The sequence below is a fragment of the Priestia megaterium genome (assembly GCF_023824195.1).
Lineage (GTDB): Bacteria > Bacillota > Bacilli > Bacillales > Bacillaceae_H > Priestia > Priestia megaterium_D.
The window spans coordinates 3,051,177-3,076,272 of the sequence record NZ_CP085442.1 but is presented as its reverse complement, the minus strand read 5'-3'; the positions used below and the strand labels follow the sequence as shown (position 1 = coordinate 3,076,272).

Annotated in this window: 27 protein-coding genes; 19 read left to right on the top strand and 8 right to left on the bottom strand. The window is 37.6% G+C overall.

From position 1 onward, the window contains the following. Positions 1-149 precede the first annotated feature (149 nt). On the top strand, positions 150-701 hold the full coding sequence (locus tag LIS78_RS15625) for a hypothetical protein (RefSeq protein WP_195782773.1): 552 nt from the start codon (positions 150-152) through the stop codon (positions 699-701). Positions 702-723: 22 nt separating this feature from the next. Here LIS78_RS15625 and LIS78_RS15620 read toward each other — a convergent pair whose 3' ends face one another. Then, positions 724-1,176: a Dps family protein gene (locus LIS78_RS15620; RefSeq protein WP_028409135.1), complete on the bottom strand. Its 453-nt coding sequence runs from the start codon at positions 1,174-1,176 to the stop codon at positions 724-726. A 193-nt stretch (positions 1,177-1,369) separates the two neighbouring features. On the opposite strand from LIS78_RS15620, the gene LIS78_RS15615 reads away from it, so the two are divergent. The 3 genes from LIS78_RS15615 to LIS78_RS15605 all read left to right on the top strand — a co-directional run bounded on the left by LIS78_RS15615 (position 1,370) and on the right by LIS78_RS15605 (position 3,176). Continuing rightward, entirely contained in the window at positions 1,370-1,651 is a 282-nt protein-coding gene (locus tag LIS78_RS15615; RefSeq protein ID WP_013057684.1) for a hypothetical protein, read from the top strand. 93 nt (positions 1,652-1,744) lie between these two features. Next, a complete protein-coding gene (locus LIS78_RS15610) occupies positions 1,745-1,918 on the top strand; it encodes a hypothetical protein (protein WP_013057683.1) in 174 nt (57 codons plus the stop codon). A gap of 556 nt (positions 1,919-2,474) precedes the next feature. After that, positions 2,475-3,176 (top strand): poly-gamma-glutamate hydrolase family protein, encoded by a 702-nt coding sequence (locus tag LIS78_RS15605; protein ID WP_195782775.1) that lies wholly within the window; start codon positions 2,475-2,477, stop codon positions 3,174-3,176. A gap of 51 nt (positions 3,177-3,227) precedes the next feature. On the opposite strand, the gene LIS78_RS15600 is transcribed toward LIS78_RS15605, so the two are convergent. Beyond that, on the bottom strand, positions 3,228-3,497 hold the full coding sequence (locus LIS78_RS15600) for a CPCC family cysteine-rich protein (RefSeq protein WP_013057680.1): 270 nt from the start codon (positions 3,495-3,497) through the stop codon (positions 3,228-3,230). A gap of 283 nt (positions 3,498-3,780) precedes the next feature. Here LIS78_RS15600 and LIS78_RS15595 point away from each other — a divergent pair, with 283 nt between their 5' ends. Beyond that, entirely contained in the window at positions 3,781-4,341 is a 561-nt protein-coding gene (locus tag LIS78_RS15595) for a copper resistance CopC family protein (RefSeq protein ID WP_195782776.1), read from the top strand. A gap of 4 nt (positions 4,342-4,345) precedes the next feature. Continuing rightward, a complete protein-coding gene (locus LIS78_RS15590; protein WP_252283966.1) occupies positions 4,346-5,407 on the top strand; it encodes a copper resistance D family protein in 1,062 nt (353 codons plus the stop codon). Positions 5,408-5,438: 31 nt separating this feature from the next. On the opposite strand, the gene LIS78_RS15585 is transcribed toward LIS78_RS15590, so the two are convergent. Continuing rightward, complete coding sequence (locus LIS78_RS15585) at positions 5,439-5,627, bottom strand: hypothetical protein (protein ID WP_195782777.1); 189 nt, start codon at positions 5,625-5,627, stop codon at positions 5,439-5,441. A gap of 219 nt (positions 5,628-5,846) precedes the next feature. Here LIS78_RS15585 and LIS78_RS15580 point away from each other — a divergent pair, with 219 nt between their 5' ends. Further along, positions 5,847-7,574, top strand: a complete 1,728-nt coding sequence (locus LIS78_RS15580; protein WP_209150044.1) for an ABC transporter ATP-binding protein — start codon at positions 5,847-5,849, stop codon at positions 7,572-7,574. Positions 7,575-7,616: 42 nt separating this feature from the next. On the opposite strand, the gene LIS78_RS15575 is transcribed toward LIS78_RS15580, so the two are convergent. Beyond that, a complete protein-coding gene (locus LIS78_RS15575) occupies positions 7,617-8,282 on the bottom strand; it encodes a type 1 glutamine amidotransferase domain-containing protein (RefSeq protein WP_013083773.1) in 666 nt (221 codons plus the stop codon). 97 nt (positions 8,283-8,379) lie between these two features. Beyond that, positions 8,380-8,958, bottom strand: coding sequence for a hypothetical protein (locus tag LIS78_RS15570; RefSeq protein ID WP_209150043.1), 579 nt, complete (start codon positions 8,956-8,958; stop codon positions 8,380-8,382). A gap of 149 nt (positions 8,959-9,107) precedes the next feature. Here LIS78_RS15570 and LIS78_RS15565 point away from each other — a divergent pair, with 149 nt between their 5' ends. Further along, positions 9,108-9,506, top strand: a complete 399-nt coding sequence (locus LIS78_RS15565; protein ID WP_195782780.1) for a FixH family protein — start codon at positions 9,108-9,110, stop codon at positions 9,504-9,506. A 63-nt stretch (positions 9,507-9,569) separates the two neighbouring features. Here the strand turns inward: LIS78_RS15565 and LIS78_RS15560 are convergent, their stop codons facing one another. Further along, complete coding sequence (locus LIS78_RS15560) at positions 9,570-10,946, bottom strand: aminotransferase-like domain-containing protein (protein WP_252283964.1); 1,377 nt, start codon at positions 10,944-10,946, stop codon at positions 9,570-9,572. Between the two features lie 150 nt (positions 10,947-11,096). On the opposite strand from LIS78_RS15560, the gene LIS78_RS15555 reads away from it, so the two are divergent. Together LIS78_RS15555 and LIS78_RS15550 are read left to right on the top strand one after the other, a co-directional pair. After that, positions 11,097-12,014: a DMT family transporter gene (locus LIS78_RS15555; protein ID WP_195782782.1), complete on the top strand. Its 918-nt coding sequence runs from the start codon at positions 11,097-11,099 to the stop codon at positions 12,012-12,014. Between the two features lie 294 nt (positions 12,015-12,308). Then, positions 12,309-13,640 (top strand): polysaccharide biosynthesis protein, encoded by a 1,332-nt coding sequence (locus tag LIS78_RS15550; RefSeq protein WP_252283963.1) that lies wholly within the window; start codon positions 12,309-12,311, stop codon positions 13,638-13,640. A 35-nt stretch (positions 13,641-13,675) separates the two neighbouring features. Here the strand turns inward: LIS78_RS15550 and LIS78_RS15545 are convergent, their stop codons facing one another. Further along, on the bottom strand, positions 13,676-15,466 hold the full coding sequence (locus LIS78_RS15545) for a transglycosylase domain-containing protein (protein WP_195782783.1): 1,791 nt from the start codon (positions 15,464-15,466) through the stop codon (positions 13,676-13,678). Positions 15,467-16,288: 822 nt separating this feature from the next. Here LIS78_RS15545 and LIS78_RS15540 point away from each other — a divergent pair. The 6 genes from LIS78_RS15540 (at position 16,289) to LIS78_RS15515 (ending at position 21,832) form a co-directional block, all read left to right on the top strand. Next, complete coding sequence (locus tag LIS78_RS15540) at positions 16,289-16,891, top strand: alpha/beta hydrolase (protein ID WP_252283961.1); 603 nt, start codon at positions 16,289-16,291, stop codon at positions 16,889-16,891. A gap of 290 nt (positions 16,892-17,181) precedes the next feature. Further along, positions 17,182-17,892, top strand: coding sequence for a polysaccharide deacetylase family protein (locus tag LIS78_RS15535; protein ID WP_195782785.1), 711 nt, complete (start codon positions 17,182-17,184; stop codon positions 17,890-17,892). A 15-nt stretch (positions 17,893-17,907) separates the two neighbouring features. After that, positions 17,908-18,501, top strand: coding sequence for a DedA family protein (locus tag LIS78_RS15530; protein WP_116071383.1), 594 nt, complete (start codon positions 17,908-17,910; stop codon positions 18,499-18,501). Next, positions 18,498-19,631 (top strand): MGDG synthase family glycosyltransferase, encoded by a 1,134-nt coding sequence (locus LIS78_RS15525; protein WP_013057664.1) that lies wholly within the window; start codon positions 18,498-18,500, stop codon positions 19,629-19,631. The genes LIS78_RS15530 and LIS78_RS15525 overlap by 4 nt, the downstream gene beginning before the upstream one ends. Before the next feature lie 92 nt (positions 19,632-19,723). Then, complete coding sequence (nfsA, locus tag LIS78_RS15520; protein ID WP_195782786.1) at positions 19,724-20,473, top strand: oxygen-insensitive NADPH nitroreductase; 750 nt, start codon at positions 19,724-19,726, stop codon at positions 20,471-20,473. Positions 20,474-20,791: 318 nt separating this feature from the next. After that, the gene (locus tag LIS78_RS15515; RefSeq protein ID WP_252283959.1) at positions 20,792-21,832 is read left to right on the top strand and encodes a 3D domain-containing protein; all 1,041 of its coding nucleotides are present in this window, start codon (positions 20,792-20,794) and stop codon (positions 21,830-21,832) included. 80 nt (positions 21,833-21,912) lie between these two features. Here LIS78_RS15515 and LIS78_RS15510 read toward each other — a convergent pair whose 3' ends face one another. After that, positions 21,913-23,055, bottom strand: coding sequence for a C40 family peptidase (locus LIS78_RS15510; RefSeq protein ID WP_195782788.1), 1,143 nt, complete (start codon positions 23,053-23,055; stop codon positions 21,913-21,915). A gap of 194 nt (positions 23,056-23,249) precedes the next feature. On the opposite strand from LIS78_RS15510, the gene LIS78_RS15505 reads away from it, so the two are divergent. The 3 genes from LIS78_RS15505 (at position 23,250) to LIS78_RS15495 (ending at position 25,095) form a co-directional block, all read left to right on the top strand. Beyond that, positions 23,250-24,299 (top strand): anthranilate phosphoribosyltransferase, encoded by a 1,050-nt coding sequence (locus LIS78_RS15505; protein ID WP_252283958.1) that lies wholly within the window; start codon positions 23,250-23,252, stop codon positions 24,297-24,299. A 152-nt stretch (positions 24,300-24,451) separates the two neighbouring features. Further along, on the top strand, positions 24,452-24,754 hold the full coding sequence (locus tag LIS78_RS15500) for an urease subunit gamma (protein WP_252283957.1): 303 nt from the start codon (positions 24,452-24,454) through the stop codon (positions 24,752-24,754). Between the two features lie 14 nt (positions 24,755-24,768). Then, on the top strand, positions 24,769-25,095 hold the full coding sequence (locus tag LIS78_RS15495) for an urease subunit beta (RefSeq protein WP_195782790.1): 327 nt from the start codon (positions 24,769-24,771) through the stop codon (positions 25,093-25,095). Position 25,096 lies beyond the last annotated feature (1 nt).

Below are 25,096 nucleotides of genomic sequence, written 5' to 3'. Positions count from 1 at the left end.
TCAAACTTGATTTATTCATAAAATGTTGCCCTACATAACTTAATTTACATCTAGTTATTTTAATTAAAAGGTAAAAGTGAAAGGGTTTTATGAAAAAAAAGCGAATATCAATAACAATTCACGATCTATAGATAGGGGAATCAAAAAACATGAATGAGCTGCTGTCATACTCAAGTGAATTAAAGCACGAAGCAAATCAACTGGTGGTATCCAATCATTTATTGGATCTGTTAAGAGAATATGGTTGTCCTCTCTCAGGGGAGAGTTTTGAGTTAAATGTCATGACAAATCGCATCATTAATTTTTACGTAGGAAATGATGAAATGGATGAAGAATCTATTTTTCACATGGGGTATCAGCTTACAAAGCGTTTTAACCCTTATAAGATGATATTTGCTAATGAAAAAGATAAGTATCAGTGGAGTGTGTATATGATTCAGAAGGGAGAAGAGTGGAAGCTTGATATTTCCGTGCTTCCAGAAAATATCGTGAAGGACAAAGTTGAGAAACAAGAGTTATTAAAATCACTTCTCACTGAAAAGAAGCGGGAATGCATTTTATTTTTCATGCAGCAAAGCGGATATAATCGCTATTATACGAGTGATCATGTCTATAAGGCTGTGCTAGAAGACGACATTCACGATGATATGTCTTTTTTTATGTGGCTGCAAAGACAAAAAAAAGTAAATCAACAAACGTAAAAAAGAGCCGGTTAGGCTCTTTTTATGCGTTTACGGATGTTTTTACAGGTAAAGCAGCTTTTAGCATCCAAATATGTTTTTCAATGTTGCCGATTGTTCCAATGAATAAGTCAGCTGTTACGTGATCGTGTGCTGCTTCAGCTTTTTCAACTGCATTTTTTAAGTTTTTAACAAGTAGCATATAGTCATTAATTAAGGTTTCTACCATTTCTTCACTCGTTTGCTCGTTTCCATCTTCAGAAAGAGTAGCTGCTTGTAAAAATTGCTTCATTGTAGCAATTGGGCTTCCTCCAATGGCTAGTAATCGTTCTGCATATTCATCTATATAGTCCGCCGTCTCATTATAGAATTCTTCAAATTTTTCATGAAGCGTAAAAAATTGAGGCCCTTTTACATACCAGTGAAAGCGATGTAGCTTCGTATACAATACGTTAAAATCAGCAATTTGTTGGTTCAATACGTTTTCTAAATTCATAGTTAATAGCCTCCTAATGAGTTGTTGTTATCTTATGTTTATATTATATCAAATATCAAATTAAAATCAATACTTTTTTATAATTATTATTAAATAATAATTAAGAATGCTTTTAAATTGCAGTTCTTCTCTTTAAAAACTCTAAAGATATGATAGGATAGAGCAAGAGTATTGAAAGGAAGAAGGGTTAGTCATGCATATTACACCAGAAGCAAAACAATTAATTAACAATATACTTGAAGAGCAGGAGATAACAGGAATTCGCTTGTATTTCAAAGGAATTAGCTGTGAAATCCCTAATATTGGGTTAGCTTTTGAAGAGCCTTTTGAAAATGATGAAATGTATGAAGTCGACGGAGTACAAGTAGCAATGGAAGCTTCTATTGTGCCTTATACAAATGAATTAATGTTAGATGTTCATACAACGCCGTACGGTCCAGGTTTAGCATTAGTTGGGGCTAAAGAGGCTGAGTAAAAAATTTATGTAAGGGAAGCTAACAGGTTTGTTGTTTGTTTTGGTAAACCTTGGTTTACTTAATTCAAACGTTAGTGAAATGGAGGGGGACCTATGCTTCTTTCTCATCATGTAACGGTTGAACAAAGACAGCAAATCAAACGCTTTAAACAGCAAATACAAGACGCAAAAACGCTAGATGAGCGCCGTTTGTATCAAGCCCAGCTAAATAAATTTGTTGAGCGCCTATTTATTGAGAATCGCTTGCAGCGCAGCGGCGAACAATAAAAAACACCTAGAAAAGAAGCCTTCAAAGAAGGCTTCTTTTTTTTAAAGTAGTTTATTATACTTTTACCCCTTGTAATTATTCATTTTCTTATATATCGCCCTTTATCTACTTGAAATCCGGTTTTCTGTATGAATATAGCACTAAAAACGTGTAAGTGACTATTAAATGAAAGCGCTTTCTGTTATAGTTAAGGTATAGAATTGTACTTGTTCACCTACAATGTTCATAAGGAGTGGTTTGTATGATTGAAAGAGGAAACTTCTTAATTGGTTTAGCGTGGGGAACATCTTTGAGCATACCTTTATGGATCGCCTTCTTTGGCTGGATAAAATTAGTTTGGCGCTTGCTTTAAATAAATAAAAACAAAAAAAGTAAAAAAACTTCAGTGGATATGCGCTGAAGTTTTTTTAAATATTATAAATGAGCATTAAGAACTATTAAATAAATTATAATTTGTAACGATAAGTAAATAAGACTACTATAGATATTATTTTTGGATTTTTTAGGATTCTAATGTTTTAGGTCTTATTACACAATAGAAAGCAGGAGTACAAATTGAAAAGCTATCGTTTAGTAAGTTTCTCTACCTTATGTATCTGTCTATTCGTTTTATTCATTTCACCTTTTCAAGATACATCTAGTGCGTCAACTGATAAATATCAAAATTTCAAGCAGCTCTCACAGCACGAGTCTTCAGCTAGCTATAAAGTGACGACCAAAGAAACGAAAAGCCCTGTCCTTATCTTTGCTCCACACGGTGGAGGAATTGAAGGGGGGACAAGCGAAATTGCCCAAGAGCTTGGCAAACAAAATGCTCTTTACCTATTCGAATCGTTAAAGTCGAAAGGGTCACGAGACCTGCACCTCACAAGCACTCATTTTGATGAGCCCACAGCGCGTAAGATGGTAAGCAAGTATGATAATGTTTTATCTCTTCACGGGTATTCTGGGAACGAAAAACATATTTTTGTGGGGGGAACTGATCGGGAGCGTGCAAAAAAATTAACGCAATTATTAAATCAAAATGGATTTCCGGCGGAACTGATTACAAAAGGGCACGATGAGATTGCAGGCATTAACCCTGGAAATATTGCAAATAAAAATCGTACCGGGAAAAGTATTCAATTAGAGATTAGCCAACCGCTGCGAAGTGCTATGTTTCATTCATTCACTTCAAAAGGAAGAGCTTCGTCTAAAACTCAAACTTTTTGTAGGTTTACAAATGTGCTTTCTACGTTTGTTTCCACTTCTTACTGAATCCAAAAAAGAATGCTTTCGCAAGCATTCTTTTTTTATAAACTAGTTTCGCTACTCGTGACTTATAATAGGTTTCCAGTTGAAATCTTTTACATCTTGAACAGAAGGCTTTCTCACGTGCTGTAAGCTTTCTTTATTACACGCTCCATAAACTATAAAATTTTCCTGAGCTTCTATTAAAGAAATAGAGTTGGCTCCTAATTCGTTGGCATTCAGCTTTTGGTACGGATCGTCTTCCCAAAAACATATCTCACAAATATCATAGTCACCATCACTGTCTAACGATTGATAACCACAGCAAGGGCATGTATACTTTTTCATTGTTTCTATCCTTTCTGTATGGGATTTTAAGCTAGAAAAAAGTCAGCCATCTTATTTAACTATTTTACTATATTCAAGGATAGTCTGAAAGAATATTCAAAAAATTGCGGCGGCACCTTCCCTAGGATTTGTGAACATTTTATAACGAATTGGTAATAGTTATTGTGAGACTGAGTAAAAAAGGAGTACACTTACTAGGAAAATAGATCGTGTTCGGAAACGTCTACATAAAAGCATTTTTGGATATGATGAAAAAAGAAAAAAGAGATAGGGAGTCATAAATATGAAAAAAATAATAGGTTTACTTTTAGCATGCTTTTTAGCTGTTCCGACCGTTAGTTTTGCTCATACACATGTGCAAACAACAGTGCCTGAAAATGGTGCAACTGTTACAGCTCCTCTAAAAGAAATTAAATTGACCTTTGAAACACACATCGAGAAAATCAGTACTGTAACCGTTACAAAAGATGGACAAAAAATTTCACTTGCATCGCAAAAAGTAGAGGGTCATGATTTAATAGCTTCTGTCGATCAGCCTCTTGAAAACGGATCTTACACAGTGAACTGGGAAATTGTAGGGGAAGATGGTCATGTAATGAAGGATTCCATTGCTTTTAAAGTAGATGTGAAAGATGAAGCGAAAGAAGAGAATACTCAAGCAGCCGGAAAAGATAGTGAAAAAAAGCAAGGAGCCACGCAATCTGAACAACACCAAAAAAGTGCAGTAGCAAATGATGAAAAAACAGAGAACAATGATTCTTCATCGTTTTTTGTTATCATGATTATTGCTATTGTAGTGGTGGTTGGAGCATTACTCTTAATCTTCAGAAAGAAAAAGGCTTAAAAAGATGAGTATTTTGTTGCCTGTTTTTGAGTGGTTCACATACGTAGGTCTTTCCTTATTATTAGGATTTGCCGTACTGCAATATGTGCCGCTTACAAAAAAGCCAACAATTTTATTATCAAAGCGATGGCTACTTGCAAGTGCAGCGGCTGTCGCTATTTTTTCGGTTGGAAATTCGCTTGAGATTATTTTATCTTTTTCAAAAATAAGAGGGTTAGGTGAAACAGTTCGTCTTGTATTATTGGAAACAAGAACGGGACACGCCTGGATCTTTGTTGTGCTGATTGCTGTTTTATGCATGGTTGCTGTTTCAATAGAGAGTCACCCTCATATGTATACATTGCTGACTGTGGCGTTGGTTGGAGGAATTGCCTATGCAAGTCACGCAGCATCCGTTTCTGCGCTTAGTGGGATGCTTTCTCATTCCCTTCATATTTTAGCAGTTGGACTGTGGGGAGGAGTGGTTCTGATTGTTGCCGCTTTTTCAAAAGAAACCTCCAATTGGAAAAGTTTCTTAAGCTGGTTTACTCCTTTTGCAATTGCTTGTTTTGTGCTTCTTTCATTAAGCGGGTTCATTTCGATGGTCATTATCATGGGGCTGTCCAACTATGTAAATTCATGGGCTACAGATTACGGGCAGTCTCTTTTACTAAAGCATATTACGATTATTCCACTGCTTGCATTTGCCGTCATCAATGGTTTTCTTATGAAAAAAGCGATAAAACATCCAGAATATAAGCCCGTGATGTGGATTCGAGCAGAAAGCATTATTTTGCTTATCATTTTTTTATTTACAGCTATCATGGTGACGCAATCGCCGCCAACTAATATAAGTCATATGGCAATGGATTCATCGATTCTTCCGTTTATCTATGGGAAACAAGTGACGCTCCCTCTAACGTTTCACGTAACGGTTGTAGGAATTCTATTCTTATTTGTCGCACTGCTGTTTTTTGTGTATTTACTTATTTGTTTTTACAAAAAGACAGTATGGCTTAGCGTATTAAGTGCGGGTTTGTTTGTTTTTGCTTTTTATATTGCGATGATGACAAGTATTCAAGTCTAAAAACAGTGAGAAATATCTCACTGTTTTTTTATTAGCCATTAAAAGCTGTGTTATCTCTCGGGCCTTTTCCCGGAGAAGGAGGCATCGGCATTTGAGAATTAGAAGTAGAGCCAGATCCGGATGTAGAGCCGCTTGAAGGTGATATATTCCCTGCATTTCCAAAAATAACGATACCACCAGAAATGGTTCCAATAGAAATAGATTTAATATAAACAGACATTCTTATTCAACCTCTCATCTAGTAAAAGAATTCCGTGTACCATAGTATATGACCTGCTTGTCATTTTCGTATAGACGAGTTTGAAAAATAGGTAAAAGCTTAGAAGTTCAGGTTGAGAAAGGAAATGGTGTAAAATAAGATAGAACTTTGAAGGTAAAGTGTGTGGTGTCTGCCTACAGTGTGTATACCACCTATTAAAAGAATTAGAAAGGAACTAAGATGAATACGCAAAAAGGAATTCATTTTTCATTTAAAAAATTATGGTTGCTAACGAACCCTCCGACAGGAAAGCTACTCATTTCGTTTATACTGGCCTTAATTAATACCGGAGCGTCTCTTTCTATTCCTCTTGTCATTAAAGAAGTGATGGAGAAAATTGCAGCGGGCGTTTCACCGCAGCTTATAGCAGGACTCCTTGGTTTATTTGCTGCTCAAATGGTAACAAGCGCAGTATCTCTTTATCTCCTTGCTCAAGTAGGGCAAGGTGTTGTAAAAGAACTCAGACATAAAGTGTGGAACAAGCTCATAAAGCTTCCGGTTTCATTTTACGACCAGAACCGTTCAGGTGAAATGGTAAGCCGCATTACAAATGATACAACCATTGTGATGAATTTATTGTCAACAGAAATGATTGACTTTGTAAAAAATATTTTATCTATTATTATTGCCGTTGTTATTTTATTTACGCTTGATGTACCGATGACGCTCATTTTACTAGCGGTTATTCCCGTTATGTTTCTACTCGTTATGCCGCTAGCGCGAAAAATACATAAAATTTCACGTGAGCAGCAGGATAAAATGTCCAAGCTTACGGCTTTTTTAGCTCAAATGCTGAGTGAAATCCGCTTGATTAAAGTATCCGGTTCAGAGAAAAAAGAAGTTGATTCCGGCTTACAATCGTTTCAGTCACTCTACCTCTTCGGTGTCAAGAGAGCTAAAATTGAAGCCATCATTACCCCGATTATTAGCACGGTGATGACCGCTGTTATGATTGCCATCGTCGGGTTTGGTGCATACCGGGTGAGTGAGGGATTTATCACTGCAGGAGAGCTGGTGGCTTTTGTTCTTTACCTTTTTCAAATTATGGTTCCGGTTGGTTCACTTACCCGATTTGTTACGAGCTTTCAGCAAACCAAAGGAGCTTCAGAAAGAATCTTTGATATATTAGCTGAGAAAGAAGAGAACTATGAAAATGGAGAAGTGCTTGAACAGGTAGGGAGTTTAAGGTTCGATAAAGTTGCTTTTCAATATGAAGATAAACCAGTATTGCAGGAGGTTTCATTTTCTGCTAAAAAAGGAGAAGTTACCGCTTTTGTTGGACCTAGCGGAGCTGGAAAATCTACTGTTTTTTCGCTTATCGAACGCTTTTATGAGCCTTCATCGGGGCACATATTCTTGGATGGAACAGACAGTCAAAACGTCAACTTACGTTCGTGGCGTCACCTGTTTAGCTATGTTCAGCAGGATTCTCCGATTTTAGCGGGAACAATTCGAGAAAATCTCATTTACGGATTAGAGAGGCATGTGACGGATGAAGAAATAGAAGAAGCAGCGAAGTTAGCGAATGCTCATCATTTCATTCAGTCCTTTGAAGCTCAATATGAAACAATGATTGGAGAAAGAGGTATTAATCTCTCAGGAGGACAGCGACAGCGTATTGCAATTGCCCGAGCGCTGTTACGCAATCCCCAGTTTTTACTACTGGACGAAGCGACAGCTAGCTTGGACTCCGAATCAGAAAAGCTTGTGCAAGAGTCATTGGAAACGGTAATGAAAGAACGCACATCACTCGTCATTGCCCATCGTCTATCTACGGTCATTAATGCGGACCAAATTGTTGTAATAGAGGAAGGGCAGGTTACAGGAAGCGGAACGCATAAAGAGCTGTTAGCCTCTCATTCTTTTTACCGGCGTTTGGTAGAGCAGCAGTTTCAAACATCCCTATAGAACAAACAAAAAAAGACTGCTTTCAAGCAGTCTTTTTTTAGTTTATTTATTTAGCTTTTTAACTAATTCATCACCCATTAATTCAGAAGAAAAAGGATCTCGGCTTGTGACAATTTGATCATTTGCCCAAACGGCATATGCTTTTTTATCCATCTCAGGGATGTAGTTAGCCACTTCACGAAGTTCTTGTTCTAAACTGTATGGTAAAAAGGGAAGTACTTCTTCCGGTTCAATTTCATCAGGATAACCGGTTACGTCTAGTCCTTTAATTAACAGTTCATCATCGGATCCTTTCAAGAAAGCAAAAACAGAAGGTCCGTGACACTCAGCTGCTAAAATACCTCCGTTGTCGTACACTTTGTTCATAAGTGCATGCAAGTCCACATTTTTTGCTAAGTCAAACATAGCGCCGTGGCCGCCTACTACTAAGATAACGTCATAGTTCTCAGCATCTACTTCTTCAAGTTTCATTGTCTGATCCGCTCTTCCTGATTCATATAATTTCTTATACGTTCCGTCTGGATCAAAGTCTTCTGAAATACTTCGAACGTCTACTTCCGGCTTACCTCCAAAAGGCGAGGCTAAATCAACGGTGTGCCCTGCGTCCTCAAGCTTTTGCAGCGGAGCAAATAATTCTTCTGCCCACCAACCTGTGTGATAATCTTTCTCTTCGTATCCGCTTGATAATACAGCTAACACTCTTGCCATGTTTATACCTCCTAAGTGATGTAAAACGTATAGTGATACATATCATGTATTCATTGTGAACTGTACCCTATATAAAAAAACTTTAAACAATGGCAAGTTATGAAAAGGTAGCGTGAATCATAAACAAAATCAAAAAGGAAATAGCAAATTTAAGATGCCACTTTTTATCTGTACGCTTATAGCGCTTCACGCCCATCACGAGTAAACAAGCTAGAACAGCCATCGTAATAATTCCTGAAAAGTACGTAAAATTTGCTTGAAATCCTTTTATTAAAGCCATATAACCATGTAAAATAATCAAGGCAGTTGATATAAGAGCAATGGGCACGTGCCACTGACGAACGTACTTGGCTAAAAATTGGATAAGCGGTTTTAACTCAAAATTTCCTTTTTTTATGTGCGATAACGGTTTCCATTTTAATAATAAAAAAATAGGATAAATGGCTAAAGCTGCAAAGAAACCAATTCGTGCGATTGAACCAAGCTCTTTAAAATTCCCTTCATATATTTTAGAATCAAGCGGAAGGGAATGTTTATAAATAGGGATGTAAATAAGCCCTGCTACAACTAGTAAAAAAGAGATAGTAAAGATAAAGATCACTTTTTTGCGCTCACTTTTATTTTTGATTAATGTCTGTAGCCATGATTTTTTAGCTGGAGATTTAGCTGAATTCATTTTCTTCCTCCTTGGAAAAAAATAGTTAGTATCAGTATGAACTTTTTTCTTAAAAAATCTTTAAAAATCCTTCTTTTTTAGAAAAATTCATTTTTTTCTTTGCAATACGCGTTATAGTTAAACAAAGGGTTTAAAAAGGAGATGAATACATGAAAAAAAGAATAAGTATATCTATAATCAGTCTTTGTTTACTTTTAACGGCCTGTGGTCAGGAACCTGCTCAAAGCAAAAATGCTGAGCAACCAAAACCGTTGGACGTAAATCTTCAAGGCCCAGAGGCGTTACAGAAAAATGAAAGCGGTAACTACAAAGCCGAAGTTACATATGGAGACGAAAAAGTGAAAAATGATGATGTTGAAATGATTGAATTTGAAATAGAGAAAAAAGATGGCGAAGGGAAAGGGAAGATGTTAAAGCCTAAACAAGTAGGAGAAGGTGTATACGAGATACAAACATCTTTCTCTGAGCCTGGCACATATACCGTGCAATCACATGTTTCTGCAAAAGGGACGCATAACATGCCTCTTATAACCGTTACGGTTAAATGAAAGAAGTCAAGGATTCTAATTCCTTGGCTTCTTTTCGTTTAGTATGTCCATTAAATTCCCATTCTACAAGGGGAAAAGGTTATTTGGAATAGGATGATTTTTTCTATCATCAATTAAAGTAATGCACTGAGCCAGCTGTTCAATGCCTCGTTTGATAGTATTCGTATTTACTTGTGAGATGCTTAATCGGAGAAGAGCGTCTCGTTTGTATTCTGGTAAAAAAAATCTAGAAGCATCATCAACATATATGTGCTGCTCGTTTAGCATGTGAACGATCTGTTTTGCTGTCACATTCTCAGGTAAACTAACGGATAAATAGAATCCTGAAGTTGGTTTAGAAAAATGTGTATGAGCCGGTAGCAATGAATCACATGCTTCTACAAGGGTTTGCATTTTGGTATGGTATACCTCTTTTATCTTTTTAAGATGACTAGTAAACATGCCGCTTTTTAAATAAATTTCAAGAGCACCTTGAGAAAGCGCTGAACTATTAAAATCTGAACTGAATTTATATCGTAAAAAGTTGCTATTCATTAACGAAGGAAGCACGATAGCAGCAATGCGTAACCCAGGAAGAAAGATTTTCGAAAAGCTTTTAATGTAAATGACTCGTCCAGAAGGATTAAAAGAAAATAAAGGATCTGATTTTGTATCGGGATCAAGGTCACCCAAAAAGTCATCTTCCACTATATATACATCGTATTTTTCGGCTAGCTCCACGATTTTTTTCTTCTCAAAATTTGTATAACAATGCCCAAGAGGATTGTGAAACCTTGGAATAATATAGAAAAATTTTATGTCATTATTTCGAAAAATGTACTCCAAACGATCAAGGTCAATCCCTTCCATCGATAGCTCGATCCCAAAAGTAGTAGCTTGGTGCAGCGTAAGAGACTCGATAAAACCGAAATAAGTGGGCTGTTCAATCAGGATATTATTTTTTCCATTTGGAAATGGCATAGAAACTAATAAGTGAAGAGCTTGCTGAGACCCGGATACAACAACTAACCTTTCAGCTTGAGTGAACACCTGTAGGTTCTGCAAGTGTTTCACTAACTGTACCCGTAATGAGTAAGAGCCTTGTTGATCAGAGTATGTAAAAAGCTCTTCTTTGTAGTGTTCAATCGCTTGGTTTATACAATGCTGAAATTCAAGATAAGGCATAACGTTTTTATCTGGACCAGCAGACAAGAAATCAATCACTTCATTTTCATTCGTCCTATGTTGAAATTCTGCCACAACGTAGTAGCCGCTTTTAGGAACAGAATAAATTAAATGCTCTTTTTCTAGTTCACTGTACGCTTTGATAACGGTATTCTTGCTGCACGAAAAATGTTGGGATAGTCGGCGAACAGAAGGGAGTTTACCACCTGCAATAAGTGATCCATTTGCTAGGCCAAGCTTAATTTCTTCCATAATTTTTAGATATTTCAAACTCATAGGTCCTGCTCCTTTAATTTGTACCCGTACAGATAGGTAAAAGAATGATTTATTTTAGTAGTTGTCCTGCGCTATCCTTTTAATTATATCAGAACTTTTTTTAGAAAAATGGTACAGTTCTGAAAAATAAAAAGATAGGGGTAGGGTAAGATGCAAAAAGAAACTAGAGAGAAAATGGGCGTATTGTTGGGATTAGTAGGCGTTATCTGTTTTAGCTTAACCCTTCCTTCTACAAGCATTGCAGTCGAGTATTTCGGAACGACAGTCGCCGGTTTAGGAAGAACAGCTGTAGCTGCTATTTTAGTAGCAGTGATATTGATTGTACGAAAAGAAAAATTTCCTTCTCTTCGTCAATTTAAAAGTCTGCTGATCGTCGCTTTAGGCGCAGTTTTAGGGTTTCCTCTGCTCACTTCTTGGGCAATGAAATCATTGCCTGTTTCTCACGGAGCGGTTGAACTCGCTCTTTTACCATTAGCCACAGCCGGTTTTGCTATGTTTAGAGCAGGTGAACGTCCTTCTTTAAAATTCTGGATCTCAAGTATAATCGGTTCGGCAGCTGTTATCGTGTATGCTCTTCACCTCGGATTTGGTCAACTGCAGTTTGCCGATGCAGCTTTACTAGCAGCGGTGCTGATACTTGGACTGAGCTACGCAGAAGGAGGGGTGTTAGCAAGAGCATTAGGCAGCTGGCAAGTAATTGCTTGGGCCATTATCATCGGTGCGCCATTTTTTATGATTCCAGTGGGACTAAGCATTACAGCTGAAATGCTTCATGCGCCTTTACAAGCGTGGGTTAGTTTGATTTATCTCTCAGTAGTTAGTCAATTTTTAGCATACGTTGCTTGGTACAGCGGGATGGCTATGGGGGGAATAGCCAGAGTTAGCCAGGTTCAATATTTACAGCCATTTTTAATGATTCTGTTTGCAGCTCTATTTCTAGGCGAATCAATTACACTTTTTACTCTTGCTATAGCAATAATTGTTGTCTTTTCGGTTGTACTAGGCAAAAACGCCTCGGTATCAAAAAAAGAAGTGCATACACAGGAAATGGTGAATAAAGACGCTTAACTAATATGTGAATTTGTTACATTAAAACAACATGCTCTATTCCCGTTAGCAATCAGCAGGCTCATTGGGTCTCCTGTTTTCTCTATGCAAGTTTCAAGAGCCAAAATATAAGAAATGAATGAATTTCCTATGTAAAAAAGGTATATAACGGTTTTTTTTCACATAGGTTGAACATTATACAAGAACTTGTACACCGAAAAATACAATTAGACAAATAATTCGTATCGAGCTTGTCATATACATAGAGAGAAGAGGTAGTGATGAAAAAGGACGGGAAATAGAGGAGATAACGAGATGAACACTTTTTTGAAAGGAACGTTTATTCTAGCAGGTGCTGCCTTTGCAGGAGAGTTAATTGAATTTCTTGTAAATATGGTACTTGCTAGAGAATTAGGAAGGGAAGGCATGGGCATGTACATGACTGTTCTTCCTATCATTTTTCTTATTGCCACCGTAGCTAACTTAGAACTGCCTATTTCTATTTCTAAATTTCTTGCTGAACATCATCGCAAAGAACATCAGCATATGATGAAGCATGCCACCATTTTTGCTACTGCTGTGAGCTTGGGAATCTTTTTTATTACACTGGCCGTATTAGCAGCCTTTCCATTTTTTAGTCACTATCATCCTTACTTAAAATGGGTTGTACTATGTTTCATTCCGGTTGTTTCATTTTCAGCGGTGCTTCGTGGATATTTTACGGGTAAAAATAATATGACGACTATCGCTGTTTCTAATTTTATCCGCAAAGCCTTTCAGCTAACGATTTTATTTGTTGTTTTTCAAATGTTTGCTTTCACAGATGTTAAAATGTCACTGTTTATTGCGATTTGTACGCTAATTGGGACCGAAGCTGTTATTTTGCTTTATTTTTTTATCACGTATGTTACTCAGATAAGTGTTTTATCAAGAGGGCACAGACCTCTGCTTTCTCCAAGTGAGATTCGGAAAAAGCTGTTAGGCGTCTCACTTCCGACCACAGGACTGCGTTTATTTAATGCGGTATGCAATGCTATTCAGCCGTTTTTAATCAAACACGCGCTCGTTTTATCTGGAATGACTTTAACCGGGGCAACGCAGCATTTTGGTATGCTAACAGGGGTAGCGATGTCGATCGGCTTTTTTCCGGCTTTCTTTGCTCATTCTCTTTTAGTAGCACTAATACCCGCTGTATCTGAAGCTCATGCGAAAAATCAGGAAGAACAGCTTCAAAGACTTTTGACTCAAAGTATGCAAATGACATTTTTATATGGGATTCCGTCTATAGTGGCGATGTATTTCTTTGCTGAGCCGCTTACCAACTTGTTTTTTCATTCTACAGAAGCCGTGTACTATCTAAAGGCTTTATGGCCGTATTTTCTTTTTCACTTCTTTGCCGTCCCGCTTCAAGCTTATTTAATTGGCCTTGGCTATGTAAAAGATGCTTTTTATCATACGATTTGGTCTCATATTGTATCTTTTTCCCTGATGTTTTTCTTAGGATCACAAACAAATATTGGCATGCAGGGAATTATTATCGGGATGAACTGTGGCGTGGTTGTCTTGACCGTTCTGCATTATGTAACGATTTGCAAAGTCATTAACGTTTCCTTTTTTTCACTTAAGCATAAAACGCATTTATCTTAAAAAAACCTCCAACAGTGAAGTTGGAGGTTTTTTGGTTACCAATTATTCATAATCGAACTAAAGAGTGTAGCAGGATCTTGTCCGCCGCCGCCTGATAAGTATTTCGTTTTTTGCGTAGAATTGGCGTTATCAAAGCCAGCGTGGATAGAGACGACTGCATCATCGGTATACCCGACAAACCAAGCATCTTTGTCATCATTGGTTGTACCGGTTTTACCTGCAGCATCTCGTGAAGAACGAGCGTTAACACCTGTTCCATAGCTTTTTTCAATAACATCTTGGAGCATGGATGTCATCGTATCTGCATTTTCTTCACTCATTACTCGCTCTGTCTGAATGTCCGGCTTCTTCACTGCACCGCCGCGCATCTCGAGTTTTCGAATCGCGTATGGTTTAGTCATAATGCCTTTGTTAGCAAAAGTCGTGTATCCTTGTGCTAACTGAAGGGGAGAGAACGTTGTTGTCGTTCCCCCAAGAGCAAGTCCTAATTTTGACTTATCGTCATCTTCAAGAGGAAGCCCAGCTTTTTCCATGAATTTTGCACTTGTGCGAGTGCCTATTTCATTTAAAAGCCAAACGGCTGGAACGTTAAGCGAACGAGTAAGCGCTTGGCGCATTGTAACATGGTCTTGATATTGTCCATTTGCATTTTTAGGACTGTATCCGCCGCCAAAGTCCTGGCGTTCATCACTTAACAGTGAAGTTGGCGTATAGTCTCCAGTTTCTAACGCAGGACCATATACGGCTAACGGCTTAATAGCTGATCCAAGCTGATAGCCGCTAGTAGCGCGGTTCAAACCGTTCCGTTCATAGCTGCGTCCTCCATACATAGCCGAAATGGCGCCCGTTTTAGGATTAACAGCTGAGATTCCTACTTCTACTTTGCTGTTGATGTCATCATCTCGGAACGTATGATTTGCTACAGAGTTATTAATCGATTCCTGTAAATTAGGATCAAAATCTGTGTAAATCGCATAGCCGCCTTCATAAAGATCATCCGCTGATACGCCGTACTGCTGAGCAGCTTCTTTGATGACGTAGTCAATAAAGGCCTGATTTTGGTTTGCTTTTTTGACCGGAATGCTTGGCTTTACAACACGTTCGTTTAGTGCTTGCTGATACTGCGTGTCACTAATAACGTTTTGGTCATGCATCAGTTTTAATACAACGTTTCGGCGGGCTGTCGCTTTTTCTGTACTATTGCTTGGTGAATACGTACTCGGCGCTTTTGGCAGTCCTGCTAAAAGCGCAGCTTCGCCTACGGTTAAATCTGATACAGGCTTATTAAAATAAAGCTGAGAAGCTGCACCAATACCATATACACCGCTTCCGAAATAAATTTGATTTAAATATAATTCCAAGATTTGATCTTTTGTAAATTGTCTTTCTAAGCCTAGCGATAGAAACATTTCATCTACTTTACGTTTAATGGTCTTATCACTAGATAAATACAGATTTCTTGCTAACTGCTGCGTAATGGTACTTGCGCCTTCAGCTTTACTCATTGTTACAATGTTCGTAAAAAGGGCGCGACCAATACCTTGTAAATCAATCCCAAAATGCTTGTAAAAACGACGGTCTTCCGTTGCAACAAACGCCATTTTTACATAATCGGGAATTTCATTGCTCGAAACATTTTGACGGGGAACGGTTTTATACAATTCGTCAATCTTACGGTCATTTTTGTCATAGACTACCGTACTTTGAACCGACTGCAGTTTCGAGTAAGATAAATCAGCCGTTTGCTGAAATTGCTTTAATACATAGGTAACTCCTAGCATTACAATTAAAACAACGACTAAAAAGGCTAAAATAAATTTCCTCATGTTGGTTCACTCCACTAAGTAATAATTCCATGTTCACACATAGCTACATTCTTCGTCTTTACAAGGTCATTATGTAAAGAATGCTAAAGTTTGTTGGCCCATTCAATCTTTTAACAGAGAGATGGATGATAAAGTATTAACGTTCACAAGCTGACGCGCTAAGTTTTATAAAGGCTATTATTCAAGTGCAGGTAAGTTTTTAGGGTATAAGATGATTGACATAAATAGCTCTTTACGCAGTTATTTTTTGCTTACTCGCAGATGCTTCGTTTTTTTATTAAACTGAAACGAAGTGAAATACAATCATCTGAACTTAGTTTACCCATAAATTTGTGTTTGTCAAATAAAGTCGTATAAAGCACCATTCGGGGCTTTGTTCCCCTTTATGAAAAAACAAGCTGGTATTTTACGTTCTGTTTCTCATAGAAAAAAGTTGTTATAACACGTATACGAAATACGATTTAGCACGTTCGGGTATAAATGCTGATATCTGTTGAAAGTAACGAAATAAAGCAAAAATTAACTAATTTATCAGACTAGGGCACTTTTTATACGACGGAGGACGGGTGAGTTTTAATCATTATCCACCTTTTGACGGGAGCACTTAGCTAAAAGTGGAATATTTCTTTCCCCGTTCTAAGTCAAACGAATTAAATACCTAGCTGCATATGAGCAATGGCTATATGAAGTTATTCAGTATTATGTGATACTGCCAGCAAAACATACAGGTATTTCTTTGACAGTGGTTCCTTTACAAATGCTTCGAAAGTTCTTATAATAAAATTATCTTTAATTCGAGATATTTAAAAGGAGTGGATATACGTGAAACATATTTTTAAAAAAGGGACGGACGAGACGAAACCGACTTTATTGCTGTTGCATGGTACAGGAGGTACAGAACAAGATCTGCTCCCTGTTGCAGATATGATTGATTCCTCTTGCTCCGTATTATCTGTAAGAGGAAATGTACTAGAAAACGGAATGCCCCGTTTCTTTAGACGTTTACAAGAAGGAATATTTGATATAGAAGATTTAATTGAACGTACAAAAGAACTTCATCAATTTTTGGATGAAGCGGCTGAAACATATTCATTCGACCGAAACAACATCATAGCTGTAGGCTACTCAAATGGTGCCAATATTGCAGGAAGTTTGCTATTTCATTATGAGAATTCTTTAAAAGGGGCAGCCCTTCTTCATCCAATGGTTCCAAGAAGAGGAATTGAAGTGCCTAAGACCAACACCTCTATCTTTATTGGCGCAGGCACAAACGACCCTATTTGCCCAGCATCAGAAACGGAAGAACTTTCTGCGCTTTTAGAAAAAGCCGGAGCGGACGTACAGGTGCATTGGGAATCATTTGGTCATCAGTTAACACGAACAGAAATTGAAGCAGCTGAAAAATGGTATCGGTCAAAATTTTAATTTAAAAACTTTCCGCACTCGTGCGGGAAGTTTTTTTATTTTTAAAAAATAATGACAGTTATCATACAAAAGATAGATATAAATGGTAAAAAGTACTTTTTTTACTGAATGAAGGGAAATTTTATGATATCATTTTATTTCCGGTATACCCTTGAAGAACAGCTATTTTTAGGTAAAGTATCAAATTATTTTAAAATTCCTGGCTTCTATCACAAAAAATTGAAACCAAAGTCTGAGTAAACCGTTATAATAAATGCAGGATTTAAATTCAAAAGGATGGTTAAAAGCATATGACTCGTTTTTTTATTGTTTTACTTTTCGTTCTAATGGTTATATGTGTATATACCATTATTTCGCAAACCCTTTACCGTCGCTATCATTCATCAGTCATAATAAAAGGGGCAAAAAAGCATAAAATAGCTATAACATTTGACGATGGGCCTCATCCTGTTTATACGCCAAAAATTTTGGACTTGTTCAAACTGCATGAAATGAAAGCTACTTTTTTTATTGTGGGAGAACTAGGGGAAAAACACCCGTCTATTTTAAACAGGATGATCGATGAAGGACATGAAGTAGCTATACATCATCATCGTCATGTGAGTGCATGGACGCAAACACCTTGGCAATTAAGAAGACAAATTCATCAATGTGCACAGGTTATAGAGAAAGTAACAAATCAAAAGCCGCTTTTTTATCGTCCGCCGTGGGGACATTTAAATATGAGCAGTTTATCAATGGCCAAGCCATATCACCTTGTGATCTGGACAGGAATCTTTCAGGATTGGACACTAAAAACAACGAAAACGGCATTAGTTCAAAAACTAATGCGTAAAGTAGAAGATGGAGCCATTTTTGTTTTACACGATAATGGAGATACCCCGGGAGCAGATGAAAAAGCACCTGAAATGACGATTGCGGCGTTAGAAGAATTTTTACCTTACTTAAAACAGCAAGGGTATGAAAGTATAACCATGCAGCAATTGATGAATCAATCGTAAATAGAGGAGCGAGCAGTGGACTTAACAATTATTTCTCAGTATATACATTCCTATGGTTATATTGTTATTTTACTTGTACTTTTTTGTGGGATTGTTGGAATTCCAGCGCCTGAAGAATCATTTTTAATATTATTAGGCATGTTTATTGCCAAACATCAGCTGAACTTATACGAATCATCCGTTTTTGCTTTTTTAGGTGTTATAACTGGAATGCTTACTGCTTACGGGCTAGGAAGGTATGCGGGAACCCCATTTTTTGATAAATATGGAAAATACGTAGGGTTAACCAAAGAGAAAATTGAAGCGGCAAGCGGCAGCTACCATAAATATGGGATATGGACCATTTTATTTGGTTTATATATTCCAGGCTTGCGTCAAATTAGCCCATATATGGCGGGAATAAGTCGCTATCCGTTTTTGCTTTATTTATTGTTATCGGTAGTAGGAAGTCTAGTATGGGTCCTTTCTTTTCTGATTCTAGGTTACTACGTAGGAGATCGAATTCATATTTCGTATATTATCATGGGCGCTGTAGCTTTTTTTGTCATTTATTTACTTATAAAAAGAAAAAGAAACCGAAAACGTCTTGAGAGGAGGGATGGTCAATGAGGAAGGTTTTATTCTTACCGCTTTTTCAGATGCCATCTGGTCATCACCAAGTAGCAGACGCCGTTATGGATGCCATCATGGAGCGTTTTTCGCACGTTATTTGTCAAAAAATTGATTGTTTAAGCTATTGGAGCAAACCGCTTGAACAAATGATTTCATCGATATACATGAAGTGGATTTCTGTTTTTCCAAAGCAGTTTGAAAAATTTTATTACGGTCATGTATACAAAAAAAACGACCATACGATGGATGATTTTGTTGTGAAAAAGTGGCCGATTATCGAATACCATATGAAGAAATTAATTGATGCAGAGCAGCCGGACGTCATTGTTTGTACACACAGCTTTCCTTCCTGTGTATTAAGCGGGTTAAAAGAAAAAGGAATCATTGATCTTCCTATTATAAACGTATACACCGACTTCTTAGTAAGCGACGTATGGGGTAAAAATGGAATTGAGCTTCACTGCGTGCCTGATCAGGATACAAAAGCGTTTTTACAGAACGTTCACGGTGTAAAAGAGTCTTCTATTTATGTAACGGGCATTCCCGTTCATAAAGCGTTTTTAAAAAGACGGATTGACCATCTCATGCCACAGAAACATATACTGATTGCCGGAGGGAATTCCGGCCTTGGAAATGTACGCAAAATGCTTCAGCAGCTTCCGCAAAACTGTACGTATATGTATTATGTGCTGTGCGGAAAAAACAAAAAGTTGTATCAAGAACTAATAAAATTAAACCACCCGAGAATTAAAGCGGTCTCGTATGTAAAATCGAGAGAGAAAATGAATGATTTATATGAGGGAGCAGATGCCATTGTCACAAAAGCGGGGGGAGTGACAATTAGCGAAGCCCTTCATAAGAGACTACCTATTTTTATTCATTCATCTCTTCCCGGTCAAGAACAAATTAACATTGAATATCTAAAAGAAAAAGAGCTGCTTATACCGCTTAATGATGCTGAAGCCTTTGAACAGCAGCTTAAGAACATTTTAGAAAATGATGTAAAACGAAACCGTTTGATAAAACGAATGGACGAATATGTAGACAGCTTAGAAGTAAAAGTTGACCGCGTGCTTGCAGATCATTTTAAGCTGTATCGATATGAGACAAGTCAAAATCAATTTTAAGCAGAACATTGGTTATTTCTTTTTACATTCGATAAACTAACTGTAGAGATAACATCTGTAGAAGGTTAAATGAAGTAAAAGGAGATTATAATATGAACTCAGTTATTGAAACGATTTTAAATCATCGTTCTATTCGCAAATATGAAGACAAACCATTGTCGGAAGAACAAATTCAGACGATTGTAGAAAGCGCACAGGCAGCTTCCACATCAAGCTATATTCAAGCGTATTCCATTATTGGAGTAAAAGATAAAGAAACGAAGCGAAAGCTTGCTCAATTAGCAGGAAATCAGCCTTACGTAGAAACAAATGGACATTTCTTTGTATTTTGCGCTGACTTTCATCGTCATGATGTCATTGCGGAAATGGAGAAAAAAGATTTATCGACAGCGCTCGAAAGCACGGAGCAATTTATGGTAGCTGTCATTGACGTTGCTCTTGCTGCGCAAAATGCAACGCTTGCCGCTGAATCAATGGGACTTGGAGCTTGCTACATCGGCGGTTTGCGTAATGAATTAGAAGAAGTAAGCAAGTTGTTAAAACTGCCTCATCATGTAATCCCGTTATTTGGTCTAACGGTTGGACATCCAGCGGGTATTACAGATAAAAAGCCGCGCTTACCATTTAAACATGTGTATCATGAAGAAACATATGAGCCGAACGATGAGCAGACGAAAAAAGAATTAACGGCGTATAACGAAGAAATTTCTGCTTACTACAACGAAAGAACAAATGGCAAACGCCAAGACACATGGACTGGTCAAATGGCCGACATGCTTTCAAATCCTAAGCGTATGTATATGAAAGAATTTATTGAAAAACAAGGATTTAACAAGAAATAAGGTAGTAATAAAAACACTCACCCATTTGGTGAGTGTTTTTTTTGTTATGAAAAAAACTTAAATTACACGTTAACTAATCAATAAAAAAGAAGAGATATCCCCCAGCAGTGATAAAGAAATTCAGCTATTTTAGGAAAAACAACAATAAAAAGCAGTGAAAAGTAGAAATGTTTCATCATATAGCCAAATTATCAGAAATATTACGATTAAACGTTCTGTTTTGTTAAGTTTTGTAATAAAAGTAGCATGGCTCTGTAACGGCTGTGAAATGTGAGGATGATATCATTCAATCATTGAGTAAATAAGGAGGTATTCGTAATGAAAAAATTTATATTTACTCTAGGAACAACAGCAATCCTTTCAGCAGGATTTGTAGGTGCAGCTTCTGCTTCTACAAGCGGAACGTATCACGTAGAAAAAGGTGATACGTTATGGAAAGTCGCTCAAAAGCACAGCGTGAGCGTAGACGAGCTAAAAGATGCAAACAACTTAACATCTAATATTATTTATCCAAATCAAGAATTAAACGTAGCTACTATAAAAGAAATGACACACAAAGTTCAGCAAGGAAACACATTATGGTCCATCAGTCAGCAATACGGCGTGACGGTAGATCAAATTAAAGAATGGAACGGACTGAAGTCAGATTTAATTTATCCTGGTGAACAATTAAAAATTCAGTCTCCAAACGGCCAAGCTCAGCAATCAAGCCCTTCAGTAGCCCAAGCTGCTCCAGAAGCTCAGCAAGCTCAAGCGCCGGCTGAACAAACTCAAGAAGAACAGCAGCAAGCTCAAGCTGAACAGGCTCAAAAAGAACAGCAGCAAGCTCAAGCTGAACAGGCTCAAAAAGAACAGCAGCAAGCTCAAGCTGAACAGGCTCAAAAAGAGCAGCAGCAAGCTCAAGCTGAACAGGCTCAAAAAGAGCAGCAGCAGACCCAAGCTGAACAGGCTCAAAAAGAGCAGCAGCAGACCCAAGCTGAACAGGCTCAAAAAGAACAGCAGCAAGCTCAAGCTGAACAGGCTCAAAAAGAACAACAACAACCTGCTGAATCGTCACAACAAGCCAGCGGCAAATCAATGACAGTTGAAGCAACTGCCTATACGGCTAATTGTGCTGGATGTAGCGGTACAACTGCTACAGGAGTGGATTTAAAAGCAAATCCAAATCAAAAAGTAATCGCTGTTGACCCTAGTGTTATTCCATTAGGTTCGAAAGTTTATGTAGAAGGCTATGGTGAAGCTGTAGCTGCCGATACAGGTGGAGCAATTAAAGGCAATCGAATTGATGTGTTCGTTCCTTCTGAAGGTGATGCTCAACAGTTCGGAAGAAAATCTGTTAAAATCACGGTTATGAACTAAGAAGTTCTTTATAAAATTGCTAGTCTAGTATAGAAATACATAGCTAGTAAAGCAAAAGAGGTGCCTTATGGCACCTCTTTTTACTTTATAATACGCTTTGCTCCCGCATAGCTGTTTTTCCAGTAAGCTGTTGAAAGTGATTGCGTTTTAACGCCTTTGCTGCTGACATAAATGAATTCTTGTTTGTCTAGGTAAATTCCTACGACTGAAACGGATTTGCCGTTTTTAAAGAAAACTAAATCTCCAGCCTGCAGGCTGTTTTGCTTTACGTCCGTGCCGCTTTTATACTGATCTGCTACTGTACGGGGGATAGAAATATTTGAACCCGCGTTTTTATATACATACTGTGTGTACCCTGATACATCAAAACCTTTTGGTGTCGTGCCTCCATATTTATATGGCTTTCCAATTAGCGTTTTGGCATACGATACAATTTGCTGCTGTTTTGCACTAACAGAAGTTTGAGGTGCTGGAGCCGGCGAAGGTGCGCTTGCACTTTTCACTTTCAGCACTTGTCCGACTTTTAGCGAATCTGTTTTTAAATTGTTTAATTTTTTTAATTCAGCTACCGTCATGCCGTACTTTTTAGCGACTGCTGTCAGCGTGTCTCCTTTTTTCACCGTGTAGGTGCCATTGCTATCAGCCGGTGTAGATGGAGCTGTTGGTGAAGGTTGAATATCTTCATCAAGCAAATAACTCATATTTGCGTTAAACGTTACTTTTCGCTTCGTTTTATAGCTCTTCGCTTTTTGCTGAAATTGCGTATTGTATGCGTTGATTTCTTTTTCAAAATTTGCAGAGATCTTATTAAATTCCGCGTCACTTACATCTCCATACGCATAGTCTTCAAGATCCACAATGTAATTGTAAAGAGCAATTAAGCTGTCATATAAATACCCTTGAAGCTGATCAGCTTCTGAATTAAGGTGATTCATCGCGTAATTTTTATCAGTCTTTGTTAGAAACTGGTCAATTTGATCCGCAAGCTGATCATATGCCGCTAAAGCTTTTTCATCATCTTTTATTCCTTCAATTTCTTTTAGCTTTTTTTCTACGGTTTTATAAAATGGTGCGTAATAATCTGCTAGTGAATTAACGTCTTTTTGATAAACGCTGACAGAAGAAGCAGCATAAGCAGAGTGACTAAAAACAGGCGTTGTCACTGATGCTCCTACTAAAACGGATGCTGCTATAAATGGTACAAGTAGTTTCTCTTTTTTCATTTGTAATGCCCTCCAAATATCCAAATAATAGTATAGCAGATAGATTATACTATATTAGATTATAAAAGAACTAGTACTTTTCCTTTAATTTCATATTTTTTAGCAGTTTGCGTACCTGATAGAAGATAATCTAAGGAACAAAGAAAATATGTGATACAATGTACAAATATTCAGTTAAAAAGGAAGTGTACGATATGCAGCAATTTATCAAAGAAATAGCGCGCGGAAAAAGAGGATCAACTGACTTAACGTATGAACAAGCAAAAGAAGCAGCTCGCTTAATCGCTTCTGGACAAGCTACGGATGCTCAGATCGCTGCTTTTTTTATCGCGGAACGTATTAAAACTGAAAATGCAGATGAACTATTGGGATTCGTTCATGCTTTTCGTGAAAAAACAAAAGAAATACCCCTACCTCAGCCGTTAAAAGATAAATCAATTGATTTTGCAAGCCCTTATGCAGGGAGAAATTCATTTTTTGCGACCATTCCTGTATCGATTTTATTAGCTGAAAGGGGGGTCCCTGCTTTTTTACATTGTACAGAAGCGCTTCCCCCAAAGTTTGGAACAACGATAGAAGATGTACTTCATTCATTACAGATCCCTCAAGCTCAAACGATTGAAGACATCGGTCATGCGTTTGAAACGTTAAAAATTGGTTTTGTAAATGCCGAAACAATCTCTTATCCTCTTAGCCGCATCAAACAAGTTCGTCATGAAATTGGCGTAAGAACACTAATTAATACGGTTGAAAAACTACTAAATTTATCAAATGCTTCTTCTTTAATGATGGGCGCTTTTCACCGCACAGCCATTAACAAAATTGTGCCCATTTTTGCTTCGCTCCCGTTTAAACATGTATACGTGGTGCAAGGTATAGAAGGATCTGAAGATGTACCTGTACATAGAAGCAGCTTTGTTTTTACTATCTCAGAAGGAGAGATGGAGTCGTTTATTGTCAATCCAAAAGAATACGGACTGTTTGTGGAAGAAGAGCACTTTGAAAAGAAAATAAGTGTTGAAAAACAAGCGGAATATGTGACGCGCATTCTGGAGGGTGAATCTTCTTCCGAACTGACTTACGTCTATAATCAAGTAGTATTAAACGCTGGCTTGCGCTATTATCTATTTGGCTATGAAGCTTCTATTGAAAAAGGAGTAGACTATGCAAAACGTCAGCTAGCTGAAGGTTTGGGCTGGAAACACCTGCAGAAATGGAAAACACAAGCGATTTCAGAAGAGTAAAAGGTGAGCAAAAATGCTCATCTTTTTTTATCGGAAGAGATAAATCCTTTGTTTTTTGTCAGAAAATTTACTATAATTAGTTGTGTATTTGCGTTAGAAAATGTCACATTTGATGTTAATTAGAAAATAGATTAGCAGAAAGGAAGCTTTCATTGAAACTTACGTCGAGAGAACAAGAAAAATTAATGATTGTCGTAGCTGCAGACTTAGCAAGACGCCGTCAGACAAGGGGATTAAAACTTAACTATCCCGAAGCAGTAGCTATCATTACATATGAAATTATAGAAGGAGCTCGTGATGGCAAGACGGTAGCACAGCTAATGCGAGAAGGCACCAAGATTTTAAAACGAGAAGATGTAATGGAAGGTATTCCGGAAATGATTCATGATATTCAAGTAGAAGCTACCTTTCCAGACGGAACCAAGCTCGTCACTGTGCACGATCCAATTCGTTAAGAGGAGGGAAAGATATGATTCCAGGGGAATATTTCTTAAAAAAAGACCCAATCACATGTAATAACGGAAAGAAATCGATTAGCGTGACTGTAATCAACAGAGGCGATCGACCTGTTCAAGTAGGGTCACACTTTCATTTTTTTGAAGTGAATGCTGCGCTCGAATTCCCCCGCGAAGCTTCGCTTGGCTATCATTTAAATATTCCAGCTGGTACAGCCGTTCGTTTTGAACCAGGTGATGCAAAAGAAGTGGATCTCGTTGCTTTCTCCGGAACAAGAGAAATCTACGGTCTTAACAATAAAACAAACAGATCGGTTTCTGATAGAAAGGAAGATATATGAG